This is a genomic window from Chryseobacterium sp. 22532 (assembly GCF_052044665.1).
Lineage (GTDB): Bacteria > Bacteroidota > Bacteroidia > Flavobacteriales > Weeksellaceae > Chryseobacterium > Chryseobacterium lathyri.
Map to the genome: position 1 here is coordinate 229,876 of NZ_JBQENJ010000004.1, position 17,022 is coordinate 246,897.

The 17,022-nt window shown below is 37.1% G+C and carries 18 protein-coding genes; 13 read left to right on the plus strand and 5 right to left on the minus strand.

Annotated elements, in window-relative coordinates; all coding sequences use genetic code 11:
- Positions 1 to 137: 137 nt before the first annotated feature.
- The 7 genes from ACTJIV_RS12365 (at position 138) to chrI (ending at position 6,226) form a co-directional block, all read left to right on the plus strand.
- Positions 138 to 473 (plus strand): hypothetical protein, encoded by a 336-nt coding sequence (locus ACTJIV_RS12365; RefSeq protein ID WP_111953579.1) that lies wholly within the window; start codon positions 138 to 140, stop codon positions 471 to 473.
- 433 nt (positions 474 to 906) lie between these two features.
- Positions 907 to 1,986, plus strand: a complete 1,080-nt coding sequence (locus ACTJIV_RS12370) for a chorismate mutase (RefSeq protein WP_111952932.1) — start codon at positions 907 to 909, stop codon at positions 1,984 to 1,986.
- A gap of 185 nt (positions 1,987 to 2,171) precedes the next feature.
- A complete protein-coding gene (rsgA, locus tag ACTJIV_RS12375; RefSeq protein WP_440627825.1) occupies positions 2,172 to 3,098 on the plus strand; it encodes a ribosome small subunit-dependent GTPase A in 927 nt (308 codons plus the stop codon).
- A 596-nt stretch (positions 3,099 to 3,694) separates the two neighbouring features.
- Positions 3,695 to 4,111, plus strand: coding sequence for a nucleoside-diphosphate kinase (locus ACTJIV_RS12380; protein ID WP_034707297.1), 417 nt, complete (start codon positions 3,695 to 3,697; stop codon positions 4,109 to 4,111).
- 273 nt (positions 4,112 to 4,384) lie between these two features.
- The gene (gene chrA, locus ACTJIV_RS12385; RefSeq protein WP_440627827.1) at positions 4,385 to 4,597 is read left to right on the plus strand and encodes an MNIO class RiPP chryseobasin precursor ChrA; all 213 of its coding nucleotides are present in this window, start codon (positions 4,385 to 4,387) and stop codon (positions 4,595 to 4,597) included.
- 3 nt (positions 4,598 to 4,600) lie between these two features.
- Positions 4,601 to 5,695, plus strand: coding sequence for an MNIO family chryseobactin maturase (gene chrH, locus ACTJIV_RS12390; RefSeq protein ID WP_336379328.1), 1,095 nt, complete (start codon positions 4,601 to 4,603; stop codon positions 5,693 to 5,695).
- Positions 5,696 to 5,728: 33 nt separating this feature from the next.
- On the plus strand, positions 5,729 to 6,226 hold the full coding sequence (gene chrI / locus ACTJIV_RS12395) for a chryseobasin maturation helper ChrI (protein ID WP_440627829.1): 498 nt from the start codon (positions 5,729 to 5,731) through the stop codon (positions 6,224 to 6,226).
- Between the two features lie 325 nt (positions 6,227 to 6,551).
- On the opposite strand, the gene rpe is transcribed toward chrI, so the two are convergent.
- Positions 6,552 to 7,202, minus strand: coding sequence for a ribulose-phosphate 3-epimerase (gene rpe, locus ACTJIV_RS12400; RefSeq protein ID WP_336379329.1), 651 nt, complete (start codon positions 7,200 to 7,202; stop codon positions 6,552 to 6,554).
- 125 nt (positions 7,203 to 7,327) lie between these two features.
- Complete coding sequence (chrP, locus tag ACTJIV_RS12405; RefSeq protein ID WP_440627832.1) at positions 7,328 to 8,401, minus strand: chryseobasin maturation metalloprotease ChrP; 1,074 nt, start codon at positions 8,399 to 8,401, stop codon at positions 7,328 to 7,330.
- Between the two features lie 51 nt (positions 8,402 to 8,452).
- On the opposite strand from chrP, the gene ACTJIV_RS12410 reads away from it, so the two are divergent.
- Positions 8,453 to 9,157 (plus strand): DUF4294 domain-containing protein, encoded by a 705-nt coding sequence (locus tag ACTJIV_RS12410; protein ID WP_111952944.1) that lies wholly within the window; start codon positions 8,453 to 8,455, stop codon positions 9,155 to 9,157.
- A gap of 66 nt (positions 9,158 to 9,223) precedes the next feature.
- On the opposite strand, the gene ACTJIV_RS12415 is transcribed toward ACTJIV_RS12410, so the two are convergent.
- Both ACTJIV_RS12415 and mnmD read right to left on the minus strand, forming a co-directional pair.
- Positions 9,224 to 9,640 carry an NUDIX domain-containing protein gene (locus ACTJIV_RS12415; RefSeq protein WP_111952946.1) on the minus strand — a complete coding sequence of 139 codons (417 nt, stop codon included), beginning with the start codon at positions 9,638 to 9,640 and terminating at the stop codon, positions 9,224 to 9,226.
- Between the two features lie 97 nt (positions 9,641 to 9,737).
- Positions 9,738 to 10,436, minus strand: a complete 699-nt coding sequence (gene mnmD, locus ACTJIV_RS12420; RefSeq protein WP_223559704.1) for a tRNA (5-methylaminomethyl-2-thiouridine)(34)-methyltransferase MnmD — start codon at positions 10,434 to 10,436, stop codon at positions 9,738 to 9,740.
- A gap of 85 nt (positions 10,437 to 10,521) precedes the next feature.
- Between mnmD and ACTJIV_RS12425 the strand changes: the two genes are divergently transcribed.
- From ACTJIV_RS12425 to ACTJIV_RS12445, 5 genes are all read left to right on the plus strand, one after another.
- Positions 10,522 to 11,595, plus strand: a complete 1,074-nt coding sequence (locus tag ACTJIV_RS12425) for a branched-chain amino acid aminotransferase (protein WP_111952950.1) — start codon at positions 10,522 to 10,524, stop codon at positions 11,593 to 11,595.
- 105 nt (positions 11,596 to 11,700) lie between these two features.
- Positions 11,701 to 12,981 (plus strand): spondin domain-containing protein, encoded by a 1,281-nt coding sequence (locus ACTJIV_RS12430; RefSeq protein WP_440627835.1) that lies wholly within the window; start codon positions 11,701 to 11,703, stop codon positions 12,979 to 12,981.
- Positions 12,982 to 13,363: 382 nt separating this feature from the next.
- On the plus strand, positions 13,364 to 13,876 hold the full coding sequence (locus tag ACTJIV_RS12435; RefSeq protein WP_223559702.1) for an FKBP-type peptidyl-prolyl cis-trans isomerase: 513 nt from the start codon (positions 13,364 to 13,366) through the stop codon (positions 13,874 to 13,876).
- Between the two features lie 81 nt (positions 13,877 to 13,957).
- Positions 13,958 to 14,998, plus strand: a complete 1,041-nt coding sequence (locus ACTJIV_RS12440; protein ID WP_223559865.1) for a peptidylprolyl isomerase — start codon at positions 13,958 to 13,960, stop codon at positions 14,996 to 14,998.
- A gap of 146 nt (positions 14,999 to 15,144) precedes the next feature.
- Entirely contained in the window at positions 15,145 to 16,317 is a 1,173-nt protein-coding gene (locus ACTJIV_RS12445) for a retropepsin-like aspartic protease (RefSeq protein WP_440627838.1), read from the plus strand.
- Between the two features lie 207 nt (positions 16,318 to 16,524).
- Here ACTJIV_RS12445 and ACTJIV_RS12450 read toward each other — a convergent pair whose 3' ends face one another.
- Positions 16,525 to 16,788 carry a hypothetical protein gene (locus ACTJIV_RS12450; RefSeq protein WP_146896919.1) on the minus strand — a complete coding sequence of 88 codons (264 nt, stop codon included), beginning with the start codon at positions 16,786 to 16,788 and terminating at the stop codon, positions 16,525 to 16,527.
- Positions 16,789 to 17,022: the final 234 nt, after the last annotated feature.

The window sequence follows — 17,022 nt, forward strand, 5'->3', positions numbered from 1 at the left end:
TATCAAGACAGGGAATCTCTTCAGGTTTCAGCATCAATTCTTTCCTCAATAAAGAAGAAAAAGTAGAGAAAGAAGAAGCAGTAGCCGTAAAAACAGAACATCTTCCCCAAAACCATTTCACAGATACGGACCTGCAGATGGAATGGAATCTGATGCTCAAACAGCTTCAGAAAAAAAACAGCTTTATCTTTAATGCTGTAAAAACATTCAAACTGATCAAGGCAGGAGAAAATACCATTAAAGTTCTGTACCCTTCAGATTCTGCCAAAGTTGAGTTTGACAAGATCGCCGGAGAATTTTTTAATCATTTTAAAACTAAGGTTCACAACCATGCTATTGAAATAGATTACCAGCGGGACTTTGACAACCTCAAAATTGAAGTGGTTACCAAAAGAAAAATATTCGAAAAGTTTATCGAAAAAAACCCGCTTTTAAAAGACCTTGATGATTTAATGAAATTTGACCTGACATAAATTATTGTATTTATCACAGTTTTTTTTTGTTAGATTGACTTTTTTTATATCTTTGTCAAAGATTTTTGTAAAAAATAAGTTTTTGACAAAAACAAATTAGATTTAAAAAACTAGACAACAGAAGTTTCAGACCCAAAGTGGAAAAATTATTCATCCCATATCTGTCTCATTTTGTACCCGCTGATTTCTTTAGCGGTTATTTTAGTTTTTCTGCTTTCTATTATAGAAATTTCAGAACGTATTATCGATTTTATTGGTACTGCTAACTGAATTTCTTTCCAAAAAATACAGGAGAATTAAAGTCCTTTTATTTTCCTGATTCCTTTAAAAAACTTTGAACGGCATTTTTTGAAAAGAATTATAAAAATCAATTTTATAATCAAAGGACTATTGCTGTTAATTCAAGAAAAATAAAAACAATAAATTTAAAAATATGAATTTAAAAGATGTAAAAAACGAGTGGATCAACGAGCTTTCGCAGCCATTAATGATCGCAGGGCCATGCAGTGCGGAAAGTGAAGCTCAGATGCTTGAAACTGCTAGAAGGATAAAAGAAACCAATGCTCAGGTACCTATTTTCCGTGCAGGGATCTGGAAGCCGCGTACCAAGCCGAACGGATTTGAAGGAGTAGGGGTTATCGGTCTGAACTGGCTGAAGAAAGTAAAGGAAGAATACGGATTCAAGACTGCTACAGAAGTAGCCAACGCCCACCACGTATTTGCAGCTTTAGAAGCAGATGTAGATGTCCTTTGGATTGGGGCGCGTTCTACAGTAAATCCTTTTACCGTTCAGGAAATTGCAATGGCTTTAAGGGGAACTGATAAGCCTGTATTCGTTAAAAACCCTGTAAACCCGGATCTTGCTTTATGGATCGGTGCGTTAGAGAGACTTTTAGGACAGGATATTAAAAATCTGGGGGTAATTCATAGAGGATTTTCAACGTACCAGAAAACAAAATACAGAAATAACCCGAACTGGCAGATTGCCCTTGACTTCAAAAGCCAGTTTCCTAATATTCCAATGCTGATAGATCCTTCCCACATCTGCGGAAACAGAACAGGTCTGGCTGATATTACACAGGAAGCATTCAACGTAGGATACCAGGGAGCAATTATTGAAACCCACTGCAATCCTGATGAAGCGTGGAGCGATGCTTCACAGCAGATCACTCCTGAGGTATTGGCAGAACTGATCGGAAACTTAAAAGTAAGAAATTCAGGTTTGGCAGGCTTCGACAATGAGATGGGAAGACACAGAACACTGATTTCTGATCTTGACTTCCAGCTGATCGAGCTTCTTTCCCAAAGAATGAAGATCTCCGAAAAGATCGGTAAGCTTAAAAAGGAAAATGATATTGCGATCTTCCAGCCTGAAAGATGGAAAGTGATCACAGAATATGCTACGCAGAAAGCCAGGGAAACTGGGATGTCTCAGGAATTTATTGAGAAAGTTTTCAAAGCAATCCACGAAGAATCTATTGAAGTACAAAATAGTATCATGATTGATAGATAATAGGATAATAATAGAAATTAGGGATTAGGAATTTAGAGCTGGAGAGACTTTCTTAAAGTTTTTACCCATATATTATATAAATAATGGAGCTTGAAATTTCATGATCAGAGGAGAATTATTAATATGTCTTCAACTATATCCTGAACCCTAATCCCTAATTCCTTATATTTGCATCCATATTATCTATGAAAGGAAAAATCATTAAATCTACAGGCAGCTGGTACCAGGTTATGGAATTCGAAACAGACAAAATTTTCGAGGCCAGAATCCGCGGCAAATTTAAATTGATCAAGACCAGACTTACCAATCCGCTTGCTGTAGGAGATTTTGTGGAATTTCAGTTAGAACAGGATGGCATCGCTTGGATCACTAAAATAGAGCCGCGTACCAATTACCTGATCAGAAAATCCGTTAACCTTTCAAAAGAGGCTCATATCATTGCTTCTAATATAGATCTGGCCTGTTTTATTTTTACCCTGAAGCACCCGGAAACTTCACTTGGATTCCTTGACCGCTTTTTGGCATGCTGTGAAGCTTACAATATTACTCCATTGATTCTTTTCAATAAAATCGACGTTCTGAACGAAGAGGAAATAGAGCTTGTGAAAGACATCGAATTTCTTTACCAGGAAATTGATTATGATACTTTGGAAATTTCATCCTACTCCAAACTCAATTTTGATCAGCTTCAGGAACTTCTTAAAGATAAAACTTCTGTTTTTTTCGGGCATTCAGGATGTGGGAAATCTACACTGGTTAATGCATTACAACCCGGTTTAAATTTAAAAACTTCTGAAATTTCAGACTCTCACCTCAAAGGAAAACATACTACAACTTTTGCCCAGATGCATTTTTGGGATTTTGGTGGTAACGTTATCGATACTCCCGGTGTACGTGAGTTTGCCATGATAGATATTGAGAAAGAAGAGGTGCAGCATTATTTTCCTGAGATCTTCAAAAAAAGGGAAGAATGTAAATTTCATAACTGTCTTCATATTAATGAGCCGAAATGTGCGGTTCTTGCTTCCCTTGAAACCGGAGAAATCCAATATTCCCGCTATGCCAACTATGTAAAGCTGATGGAAGAGGCTGAAGAAGCTTCCCAAAAATAGAACTTCCTCAGGTTTTTTATGTCTGTAACCCTGATTTTTAATAATATAAACTTTTGCGGTAATCCCGACCAGATACTTTAGCATAAAGCTTAAGCATTTATAATAAAATTTACATTTTTTACAGCTGTCAAAAAATGATTTTTTTCTTAGAATAATATTTCCTTAGAATAAAAATGCTTCCACTTTTACAATAACTCTACTTTTTGTCTTAATTATTTTTGCCAAATATGACTATTTTGAAGAATTTGAATTCTGTTCAAAAATCAGTCATGAAAAAATATCAAAAAATTAATTTTATTTCATTGATTGCAATTGAAGCAATAAGGTATTAATATGATTTTAATGTGGTTTTTAAATTATTAAATTCGCAATATAAGCTTGATTTTATTGCAAATAAAAAACCCAGCCGAGGCTGGGTAAAAACTAATAACCATGAAAACTCAAATTAAACATGAGAATCGTAATAGAATTAACAATTACTGTGCCAAAACTTTTACGCCATTTCTTAATAAAAGTTATTTTTATGTTAAAAAAAAATTAAAATAAAAATGAAAGATATTTTTTGTAATTTTGCGGCATTAAAAAAATATACATTTATGTCTAACATTACATTCACTATGATTAAGCCTGATGCAGTAGCAGACGGACATATCGGTGCTATATTAGGTAAGATCGCTGAAGGAGGTTTTAAGATCAAAGCATTAAAATTAACTCAACTTACAGTTGCTGATGCTAAAAAGTTCTATGAAGTACATGCTGAAAGACCATTTTATGGTGAGTTGGTAGAATTCATGAGTTCAGGTCCTATCGTAGCTGCAGTTTTAGAAAAAGACAATGCAGTAGAAGACTTCAGAACATTGATTGGTTCTACAAATCCTGCTGATGCAGCAGAAGGAACAATTAGAAAAATGTTTGCAAGAAGCATCGGTGAAAATGCAGTTCATGGTTCAGATTCTGACGAGAACGCTCTTATCGAAGCTCAATTCCATTTTTCAGGAAGAGAGATTTTCTAAGAAAACCCACCTCAAAAAATATAAAACCAGAGAATTTTCTCTGGTTTTTTTTATGCCAAAATGTCTGAAATGGCAGAGTGTAAATCGTTACAATAGCTTTTTTGAGATATAATAATAAGAAGGTCTAATTTTAGAGAAATGGATTAAATCCGAATACCATAGTAAAAGAGGAAAATTTTGATATAGATTCTGAAATAATCTCTAATAAATTGTTGTATTTTTAGCATTATCATAAACGGAATACTTATTGTAAACTCCTTGAAAAGAAATGTTATGAAAATTCCAGCATTAGTAATGGCCAGTTTATTAGCCGTAAGTGTATCAGGACAGGCTACGAAGCCGGTCAGGAAAGCGAAAAAACCGGTAAGTAAAATTAAAAAAACAGAATCTCCCAAGCAGATAAAAACAGCCGAAACTAAGTTTGTTCCGAAGAAAGATACTATTCTTAGAGGCGGTGGTTACTGTCCGGCCTGTGGAATGGGATAAGATATGAAAAAACCGTTGTTAGGATTATCTATGATGCCGGAAGCAGATTTTGTTTCCGCTATCCTTCCTATTCTACAAAATAATTCTGTAGATGTATTGGAATGGTCTTTCGATACATTTTATGATGCACAGGAACCGGAATGGCTTTCCGGACTCTTGGATTTTTATTCAGCAAATAACAGGCTTCTTGGTCACGGTGTTTATTATTCTCTTTTTGATGCCAAATGGACTGAAAGACAGGAAGGCTGGCTTAAAAAATTAAAAGAGGAGTTCAGACATAGAAAATACAATCATATTACCGAGCACTTCGGATTTATGAATACTGAAAATTTTCATCAGGGGGTTCCATTGCCCGTACCACTTCATCCTAAAACACTTCAAATAGGGAAGGACAGGCTCAAAAGGCTTCAGGATGCTGTAGAAATTCCTGTCGGAGTAGAAAATCTTGCCTTTTCGTTTTCCATAGATGATGTGAAAGAGCAGGGAGATTTTCTTGATAAACTTATAGAAGATATTGACGGCTTTCTTATTCTTGATCTTCATAATATCTACTGCCAGTCATGGAACTTTGAGATCAGTATGCAAGAAATTATCAGACTGTATCCTTTGGAAAAGGTGAAGGAAATTCATCTTTCAGGTGGAAGCTGGCAGGAAAGTGCTTACGGAAAAAAACCGGTAAGAAGGGATACTCATGATGAAAGCATTCCAGAAGAAATACTAAATATACTTCCTGAAGTTTTATCCCAATGTCACAATCTGGAATACATCATTATTGAAAGACTGGGGCATACGTTAAATACAGATTCAGAGAAAGATGCTTTTTTTGATGATTTTAACCGTGTAAAAAAGATCATCCAGGCTTCAGATTCTCTCCCAGGGAATAAAAGGGTTTGGCATAAAAAAAATGAAGAACCTTCAGTACCTCTTGAAGATCTGCTGTTGTATGATGAGCAGACTGAGCTAACTAAAATGCTGTTTGATGGAATCCAGATTCATTCTGTAAAGAAACATGATTTTCATTATTTTAAACCTGAAAACTGGGATGAAGAAATGATTACGACTGCACAGCAAATTATCAAAAAATGGAACCCTTACTAATGACTTTTTTCAATACATCACAAATCAAAATATATGAAAATGACAACGGTATTTTTACTAATTACGGCCGTGCTTACGGCTTTGATCGCCGGGCTCTTCTATGCCTATTCATGCTCTGTGGTTCTGGGATTGGGAAAACTTTCTGATACGGAATATTTAAGGGCCATGCAGAGCATCAACCGCGAAATCCTTAATCCTGTGTTTTTTATGAGCTTTATGGGAACTGCTGTACTATTTCCGTTAACTACTTTTCTGTACAGGGGAGAGCAGCCGGGGTTTCTTTTTCTTTTGCTAGCAACTGCCGCTTATCTGATAGGTGTTTTTGGAGTGACCATTGTTGGAAATGTCCCTTTGAATGATATGCTGGATCAATTTGATATCAGTAACTCAACAGCAGAAGCAGTTAAACAGATGCGGGAAAGTTTTGAGAACAGATGGAACCTTTTAAATAACATCAGAACTGCATTTTCGGTAATAAGTATTGTTCTGGTCATCTGCGCATGTATCTGGAACGGGGAATTACCCAAATAATTTGATCTATGCGTAGAAATACTTAATGGTGAAATTCAGTATTTATACGGATGTCTTATATATGATTTTATTTGCAAATTTACATCAGCAATAGCACAAGGAATATTAAGCATTTAAAGTTTTAAGACAAAAACTAATAACCACATAAGCTCAAATTCCGCAAGAAGAAAGGCAGTCTCCCAAGGGCTGCCTTTTATTTTTTTAGACTGTTACCAAAGGAGTATTTTATTGATTCTCTACTTAATGCAATAAAAGATCCAGACTCGTCTTAAAGAAGAAAGGCAGCCGATGAAGCTGCCTTTTATGTGAGATCAATCTGAAGAGATTAGATCTTCAGCAATTCGATTGTTCTTTCAGGACTTTCTGCAGAGAAAACAGCATTTCCTGCTACCAGGACGTCTGCTCCCGCTTCGAAAAGTTTTGAAGCGTTGTCTAGATTAACTCCGCCATCAATTTGGATAAGCGCTGTGGAATTATTGCTCAGGATAAGATCTTTAGTCTCCGCAATCTTTTTGTATGTATTTTCAATAAATTTCTGACCTCCAAATCCAGGGTTTACACTCATTAAAAGAACAAGATCTACATCAGCAATGATATCTTCAAGCATCAGTACGGGAGTGGAAGGATTTAAAACAACCCCTGCCTTTGCCCCTCTGCTCTGGATATAGTGAATCGTTCTGTGAAGATGTGTGCATGCCTCATAATGTACAGAAATAAGGTCTGCACCATGATTGATGAATTCATCCACATATTTTTCAGGCTCTACGATCATTAAATGGACATCCACAAATTTTTTGGCATGCTGCTGTACCGTTTTCATTACAGGAAAGCCAAATGAAATGTTGGGAACAAATCTTCCGTCCATCACGTCAATGTGGAACCAGTCTGCCTGGGAATTGTTCAGCATTTCAATGTCTCTTTGCAGGTTCCCGAAGTCTGCGGATAAAAGGGAAGGAGCAATAAGCTTCGTTTTCATTTTTACTTTTTATTAGATATTTAGAGCCAAGAACCAGGAGCCAAGATCGGAACTAAGCGGATATTAGCTATCCTTATTACTTGATTTTAAGCGTCTTGAATCTTGTGTCTTGCATCTTGATTCTCTTAATGATACTTCAATTTCATTTCCGGCTTAATCTTCAGAAGGGTTTCATAGATCAGCTGGATTACATTGCCTACATCTTCTTTAGACACCATTTCTACCGTGGTATGCATATAGCGCAAAGGTAAGGAAATTAATGCACTTGGTACTCCGCCGTTAGAATGCGCAAAAGCATCGGTATCTGTTCCTGTTGCTCTGCTTGCGGCAGCTCTTTGGAAAGGAATTTTTTTAGCTTTTGCTGTATCAATGATCAATTCTCTGATGGTATGATGAATGCTTGGAGCAAAGAAGACCACAGGTCCGTCACCACATTTCTGATCGCCTTCTTTTTTCTTTTCAATCATTGGAGTGGTGGTGTCGTGGGTAACATCTGTTACGATGGCGATATTAGGTTTAATGGTGTCAGCGATCATATCTGCCCCATAAAGTCCTACTTCTTCCTGTACAGAATTCGTGATATACAATCCGAATGGAATTGTTTTTTTGTTTTCTTTTAAAAGTCTTGCTACTTCCGCAATCATAAAGCCCCCGACTCTGTTATCCAGTGCTCTGCAGACAAAATACCTGTCGTTCATTTCAAAGAATTCATCCGGGTAAGTGATCATGCATCCTACATAAATTCCCATTTCCTCAACTTCTTTTTTGGAAATGGCTCCACAGTCGATAAAGATATTCTCAATTTTCGGGGTCGGTTCGTTCTGGTTGGTTCTTGTATGGATTGCAGGCCATCCAAACACGCCTTTTACTATTCCTTTTTCACCATGAATATGAACAACTTTTGAAGGAGCTATCGTTTGATCTGAACCTCCGTTTCTAATCACGTAGATCAATCCTTCATCTGTAATGTAATTCACATACCATGAGATCTCGTCAGCATGGGCTTCAATCACTACTTTAAATTCAGCATCGGGATTGATTATCCCATAGCAAGTTCCGTAATGATCTATTTCTATTTTATCTACATACGGTCTGATATAATCCATCCAGATTTCCTGACCTTTGTGCTCGTAACCTGTTGGTGAAGAGGTGTTTAAGTATTTTTCTAAAAATTTCAAAGATTTCTTTTCAAATTTCATAAAAGGGAATGATTTTTGCGGGTAATTTTTGTTATTAGAAGTGTAAAAATAATGAATTTTAGCAAGATTGTCTGTCTTTTTATCCTCTTTTTTGGAGTCAGTGTTTTTGGTCAGAAGGATTCTATCATTGCGAAACCCCTCAACCAATATCCTGCTGAATCTTTAAAAACGGATGAGTTCGGTAATAAGTACTATTATGACGAACGTCAAAAGGTAAAGATTTATGAAATTAACGGTGAGCCTGTGGTAGTGCTGGATGAGCTGGTCCTGGTTAATAAACCGCGGTTTAATAATCAGCTGGATAAAAATTACTATTATTTTCTTAATAAAAAGCTGAACAGGGTTTATCCGTTATTTGTCACTGCGCTTGAGCAATATAGAGGTATCCAGGCGGATATGACAGATATGGACAGCAAAGCCAAAAGGAAATTTATAAGAGAAAGGCAGAATATACTTGCGGATCAGTATGAAAAACAGCTGAGAGATCTTACAACAACAGAAGGCCAGGTTTTTGCCAAGCTGATGAACAGAGCAACGGGAAAAAATGTTTATGAGATTATTAAAGAGATGAGAGGCGGATGGATCGCTTTCTGGTGGAATGTAAAAGGGAAGGTGGCAGATATAGACCTGAAAGACCAATACAACCCGCACAAAAACAGAACGGATGAATTTATAGAATCCCTGCTTCAGTCCAACTGGAATTCCGGTTATTTACAGCCTTATCCCGGTGCCTCCGATTTTAAGGTAAGAAAATAAGAACCGGTTTAAGCTTATTAAAAAATAAATCTGAGCAGACTTTAAATATAAAATTCCTGTAAATTTTTACAGGAATTTTTCTTTTAATTTATCGAATACAATTTGATCTATTGGAAGCGGAAAAGGATTATCGGGTCTGTTGATATCGATCCATTCTATTTTCTCAATGCATGGATCAAGGATCAGAAAATCTTCCTCTGTTGTAATATTGACTATATAATATATGGTAAGCAGCTGCTCATTTTCTCTGAAACGTGAAACCAGAAAATCTTCCTGGGTATAAAAATGTTCCACAACTTCAATTTTTACATTCAGCTCTTCATCAAATTCGCGGTGAAGACATTCTATAAGCCCTTCGCCAAATTCCAGGCCTCCTCCCGGAAATTTCATTAATTGTTCACCGGCATACTCTTCAAACAGCGTCAGTACTTTTTTATCCTTTACTGCACAGGCATACACCCGAATGTTGATCTTATCAATCATATGTAATATTTTGTATAGCTAAAATAAGGAATTTAGTAGAAAGAGCCAATAAACCCATTTGCAAATTAGCTCTTATATAATCTGTTGTTTCCCTTTTCTAATTTTCTCTGTTTTCCTCACTTTCCATCTTTACCGCATTAATCATTTCTCTCTTTCCGGGAGGGCCCTGCTTTTTCTCTACTTTAAAATTCAGTTCCTGAAGAATCCTTCTTACACTTCCTTTAGAAGAATAGGTTGTTAACAATCCGTTAACGGACATTTTGTCGGAAACCATTTCAAAAAGCGGTTTTTCCCACAGATCAGGCTGTACTCTCGCACCAAAGCAATCGTAATAAACCAGGTTGATTTTAGGTAAGTCTATGTCTTTCAGGTCGAAAAAGTCACATTTGATCTTTTTCAGGGTAAAGCCTTTAATGATTTCAGATGGTTTTTCCCATTCTGCCTGATGAATTTTTTGATAAATATTTTTGAATTCCGGGTTATCAAAATGCTCAAAATAGGCAAGGTCATTCATTTCAGCTTCATTTATCGGGTATTTTTCAAGAGAAAAATAATTGATGACATGATTTTTGTCAGTTTTTAAATATTCATTAATTGTCACCAAAACATTCAAACCTGTTCCAAAACCGAGTTCTAAAATATTAATTTCGTAATCATTTAGTTGATTTAGTCCATTTTTAATAAACACATGTTCTGCTTCCTGAAGCGCCCCATGATGAGAATGGTAGTTTTCATTTAAATCATTGATAAACAATGTTTTACTACCGTCGTTTGTGGTCTTGATCTCTCTTTTCAAGCTATTTTTTTGTCAAATTTACTCTAAAATTTTTATATTTAGAAAATTATATTAAATTTGTAGAACATCGTAAAAATTTTAAAAAATGATAATTCAAAAAACTGAAAACTCCAGACTTTCGGACTTTGATCCGGACAATTTTTCATTTGGAAATACTTTTATCGACCATATGGTTATATGTGAGTATGAAAATGGAAAATGGGGTGATGTGAAATTGGTTCCTTATGGTCCAATACCATTTACGCCAGCCATGATGGGTGTAAACTACGGGCAAGCTTGTTTTGAAGGTATGAAAGCTTATAAAGACAAAGACGGGCAGGTTTTCCTTTTCAGGCCGGAAAAGAATTTTGAACGTATCAATAAATCAGCAAAACGTCTGGCAATGCCTGAAGTGACTGAAGAAATGTTTTTAGACGGATTGAAGGCATTAGTAGATATCGACAGAAATTGGATCCCGCAGGGAGAAGGGATGTCATTATATATCAGACCATTGATTTTTGCCACAGAGGAAGCTTTGAAAGCAAGAGTTGCTAATAAATATATGTTTGCAATCGTTGCGACACCAGCGAAAAGTTATTATTCAGAACCGGTTTCTGTGAAAATTTCAGATCATTATTCAAGAGCTGCCAACGGAGGAGTAGGTTCTGCTAAAGCAGCAGGAAATTATGCCGCTTCTTTCTATCCTACACAGCTTGCTATTGAAGAAGGGTATGAGCAGATCATCTGGACTGATGATTCTACTCATGAATATTTTGAAGAAAGTGGAACAATGAACGTATTCGTAAGAATTAACGATACGATCTATACACCGCCTACTTCCGAAAAAATCCTTGACGGGGTAACAAGAGACAGCTTCATCCAGCTTGCCAACAAAAGAGGAATCGAGGTAAAAATAGAGCCTGTAGCTGTGAAAACAGTTATAGAAGCTCAGAAGAACGGAACGCTGAAAGAAGTTTGGGGAGTGGGAACAGCTGTTGTAACTACTGTATTCCAAGCCTTAGGATACCAGGGCGTAAAGCTTGAACTTCCTAAATTGTCGGATGAGGAAAGCTTTGCAGCTCTTCTTAAAAAAGATCTTACAGACCTTCAGAACAACCTTAGCGAAGATCCTTTCGGATGGAGAGTTATGGTTGAAAAAGACGTTTTGGAAACTGTTTAATTTCAATATTATTTGATTCATGATACGACCGGCAGAAATTTATTTCTGCCGGTTTTTTTATTTTCTCGCCAATTATTGGTAATTTTTCACAAAATTTAGAATACTATGCAATTCCTAAAGTTCAAATTACCTCTTGGTCTGCTTTCTGTGATCAGTCTTTTAGCTGTTTCCTCCTGCAGTAAAGATGATGACGGAGAAATGTTGGTAAACGATGCGGCCACAATAACTGTAGAAAATATAATTGAAAGTAAAGCATTGACACAATTCGGAACTTTCCGGAATGCAGGGTCATCACCTGTCATTAATCCCGGGGAATCAGCCTCATTTACATTTTATGCAGGAAAAGGACAGACGGTAAGTTTTGCTGCCATGTATGGAAACAGTAACGATTTATTTTTTGCCCCGGCCAACCCGGGACTGAAACTGTATCAGGATAACGGAGATCCGGTAACAGGAAATGTTTCTTCACAGATCAAGCTTTGGGATAACGGGACACGTAAAAATGAACCTACGGGCCCTGGTGTTACTCATCCCGGTGTTGCAGAAGATACTCCGTTGAATGTTACAGAAATTGCATTGGCAACACCCGCTTCACAATTGCTGAAAGCGGAATTGACTCATGAGGGAGGAACCAAATTTACTTTGAAATTAACCAATACTTCAGGCGGTACAGCCAATGAAACGCCAATAAGTGCCGGAGTCTGGGCTGTTTCCCATATTTCAGGGACAACACTTTTGAAGGAAGATCCTATTTTTTCACCAGGAAAGCCATCAGCTAACGGATTGACAGACCTTGCTGAAACCGGAAAAACAACGCCTCTGGAACAATACCTTACAGGTATAACAGGTCCTAATTCTGCATTTTCACCGGTACTGGTCGTAGTATACAGCGGTAACGATAATCCTATCTTTAAAACCGGAGAGAATGACCGTGGAGAAGGTTTGAAGGAGCTTTCTCAGCAGGGTAATGCTGATGTTTTGGCAGCTTTCCTTAAAGGCAAGCCGGGAATAAAAGAAGTATTCGTCCTTAAAGATCCGGCTACAGGTGTTTTACGACCTAGAATAAACGGAAATAACGGCGGCAAGGCTTCACAGGTAATATCTGCACGTAAAGGAGACCGTATTGCACTGGCAACAATGTACGGACAATCCAATGACTGGTTTATTGCAGCCATGAATAACGGGGTAGACGGCTCAACGCGTGGCGATATCTCTTCGATCATTGGGCTTTTTGACAGTGGAACGCTGGTGAGCTCTTTTCCGGGAGCCCACATAGGGTCGGAGCCGGCTGAGGCTGAAAGCCAGCCGGTACAGCAGCTTGCCAACCCGAACCAGTTCAATACACTTCCGTCACTTCCACAGATGATTAAAGTGACGATTCAATAATACTTGAATATCAAATATAGGATCACCTCTTTTCGGGGTGATTTTTGTTTTAAATCCCCATCTGTTTAACCACAAAAGTCACAAAAGCTTTTTTAGTTATAAAAGTCTTGCCATCCCGGAAACAATAAGATTACATAAGCAGAAAATCAAAAATTTTCATAAGAATTTAAATGTACTTTTTGCAGTTGGATTTTAAACTTTAAATACACTTAAGTGTTTCAGATCTTTTGTGACTTTTGTGGTTGAAATTTTTAAATCCTTGAATTTTTAATTTTTAAATCCCCATAATTCCATCCCCCGGAAATACTTCACTATTTTCTCCAAAATTTTTTAAAACCTATTGAACAATATTTCCCCGAAATGCGTATTTTCGCAAAAGTTTATGAAAAAATTACTCTTCATATCAGCAGTAAGCCTGCTAAGCTGTAACCGGAATGCACCCACGGCGCATCCTCCCGTAGGTGGAGTATTGAGCCAGAAAGACCTGGATGTTTCCAAGGAGAGAATGAGAAATCTCAATACCATAGAGCGTGGCCAGATCCAGGATTGGATTAGTGGTCAGCCTGTAAAATATTATCCTACACAGCTTAATTACTGGGTAAGTGTTGAAGGTTTTGATCAGAGAGAAAGAAGAGCGGATAATACACCCATCTCTTATTCTTATGATCTCTATGATTTTGATGAAACCAAAATTTATGACAAACCTTTTGAAAGAAGAGATGCCAGATTCGGGCATTTTGATGAACTGAAAGCGGTAGAGAATGCTTTGCGTTTTATGCATGATGGAGAGGAAGTGACGCTTTTGGTACCTTCTTCACTGGCCTATGGAACCTTTGGAGACGAAAAGAATATAGACAACGATATACCATTAATCATAAAATTAAAAGCGCTATAAATAATGAAATTGTTTAACAAGAATATAATTCTGGCAGCGGCAAGTATCTCGCTGATGAGTTGTACCCCAATCTATAAAAAAATGAACGTAGACAAAGAAACTTACGAAGGTCTTCATGACGGACTTTATGCAAATCTTCAGACTTCTAAAGGAAACCTGATCGTGCAGTTCGAAGACAAAAAAGCACCGGTAACTGTAGCCAATTTTATTGGTCTTGCAGAAGGAAAAATAGACAACAAAGCTAAGGCGAAAGGAGTTCCTTATTATGACGGGACTATTTTCCACAGAGTGATCAAAGATTTCATGATCCAGGGAGGTGATCCTCAGGGAACAGGAATGGGAGATCCTGGATATAAATTCGAAGACGAGAAAAACGATCTTAAGCATACAGGAAAAGGAATCCTTTCTATGGCGAATTCCGGACCTAACACAAACGGTTCTCAGTTCTTCATCACTGAAGTGGCTACACCTTGGTTAGATGGAAGACACACCATCTTCGGAAAAGTAGTTAAAGGTAACGATGTGATCGATGCCATTGCTAACGTAGAAAAAGGAGCTCAGGATAAGCCTAAAACAGATATCGTTTTAGAAAAAGTTTCTGTTTTCAGCAAAGGTGACGAATACAAAAACTACGATGCAGCAAAAACTTTCACAGAAGGAAAAGCTAAAATCGCAGAAAACAATAAAGCTTACATTGCTAAAGAAGAAGCTGACAGAAAGAAAAAAGAAGAGGAATTCAAAGCTAACCAGGAAAAAATGGTTGAAGACCTGAAAGCCGGAATGCAGAAAACTGAATCAGGATTATATTACAAGATCACTAAAACAGCTCCGGCTGGAAAGGCTCCTAAAGCTGGTGACAACGTATCTGTACACTATGCAGGTAAATTAATCGACGGTACAGAATTCGATTCTTCATTCAAAAGAAATGAGCCTATCGAAATTCCAATCGGAATGGGAAGAGTAATCAAAGGATGGGATGAAGGGATCCTGTTACTTAAAGAAGGCGAAACGGCTACCTTATTGATTCCGCCGGCAATGGCTTATGGAGAAAGAGGAGCAGGAGGTGTTATTCCGCCAAATGCCTGGTTAATCTTCGATGTTGAGCTTGTGAAAGTACAGTAATTGAAGTTTTAAAATATACTGAAGCCGTCCGTGAGGACGGCTTTTTTTATCCGCTGGAGATTTAAAATTATATAAAGATTCAGTTAAAGTAAAAGCTTATACTTTTAGTTTAATGTAATTTCTCTATTTTCGTGTAAAGTAATTCAATGAAAAAAATCTTCTACACCCTTCTTATTCTTTCCACAACCACTTTTTCCGCACAGGGAAAAAAATTCTTCAAAAGCGGTGAGGTACAGCTTCAGAATCCAGTAGAAAAGATCAACCTGAGATATGCCAATGATCTACCTTTTGTACAGGTCAGCATTAATGGGAAGCCTTACAATTTTCTGTTTGATACCGGAGCGCCAACGGTGATCTCTACAGCAGTATACACTGAGCTGGGATTGGAGAAAAAACATAAAAGTAACGTAAAGGATTCACAGAAAAACAAACAGGAACAGATCTTCACTATTCTGCCGGAAATGACCGTTGATAAAGCTGTTTTCAAAGATGTGGGAGTTGTCGTGATGGATTTCAGTGTTTCTGAGTTGAGCTGCTTCAAAATCGATGGGATTCTTGGAGCCAATCAGATGGCAAAACTTTTCTGGAAAATTAATTATTCGGAAAACTTACTTGAAGCTTCAAAAGATCTTGCGCAGTTTAACCCGGCAGATTATGATATTGTCATTCCTTTCAGCCCCAGAACACAAAAAACACCCGTTGTAGAAACTGATCTGCAGGGAAAAAAAATAGAGCTTACCTTCGATACCGGATTTTCCGGAAGGATGAAGATCACAGATGGTGCATATGAGGCTCAAAAGGCATTAAAGAGTATAGAAGTCTATGGAACAAACTCTATCGGCGCTTATGGGGCCGGAAAACCTGCACCGGGATATATTTTCCGGACCGCAGCTCTGTCATTAGGTAATAAAAGCTTCTTTAATGAAATAATTGCCACAGGGGGGACCAACCTGATCGGGAATGATTTCTTTAAAAATTTTGTATTCATCCTCGACTGGTCAGGAAATAAGATCTATATGAAACGGATCAAAAATGAGCCTGCTAAACTGGAGTCTTTCGGTTTCGGTTACCGTTTTATAGATTCAAAACCGACAGTGGCCTTTGTATTTCAGGAAGAAAATTTTCCATTGAAAGTTGGAGATGCTATTATCAGCATCAATAACATTAATCTGGATAACCTTAACAAAGAAAGTGCCTGTCATTATTTTCTTAATAGAGTAGAAAACGGGCAGAATTCAATTGATCTTAAAATCAGGAGAGACGGAAAAGAAATGCAGGTGAAGCTGGATAGAAAAGAGTTTTTGAAAGTAGGGGTTTAAATTTGAGTTTAGAGAGTTTTAGAGTTTTTAGAATTGAGAACAGGAAGTGTATAGATACTGTTTCAGTGTAAGAGCTTTTATTTTTTTTACTATTAATCCTATAGACTTTGAATAACAGCTGATTATAGGTTTTTATTTAAAGTAATTTTAATAAAGAAAAAGCCGTTCAATACATTGAACGGCTTTCTAGTAAAGTAGAAATTAAAGTTATGCGTGTCTCGATTTCTTCCTTGTATCGGAAGAATTCATTTTTCCGGCAAGGGAGCTGATAAATACAATTCCAAAGCCGAGGTATGCCGCAAACGCGGTAAGGTATACAATTAAGCTGTTAAAATCTGGTTTTGAGGCATATATAAAATACACCAGCACGGAAAAAACAGCAAAACTCAACAGGAGCATCAGGCTCCAGATATTCATTTTTGCAGCATCTTCATTTCTCTTAAAAATCATTTCAAAAAAGTCTCTCATCATTAATCACTTTTTAAGGGTTATACATCTGTTTTCCGTTCTTCAATAGAACGGTCCGGAATCATTTTCCGATATAAATTAAATGGCATACGGATCATAGTTAAACTTGGCTAAGGTTATGATCTTATGGCCGTTTGATTGTTTTACATCAGGGTATGCTTTAAGCTGCCCAGAAAGTTTTAATTAAAAAACAGTATTGAATTCCGGAAGGAATTCATGAGCTTTATGACACCGTAC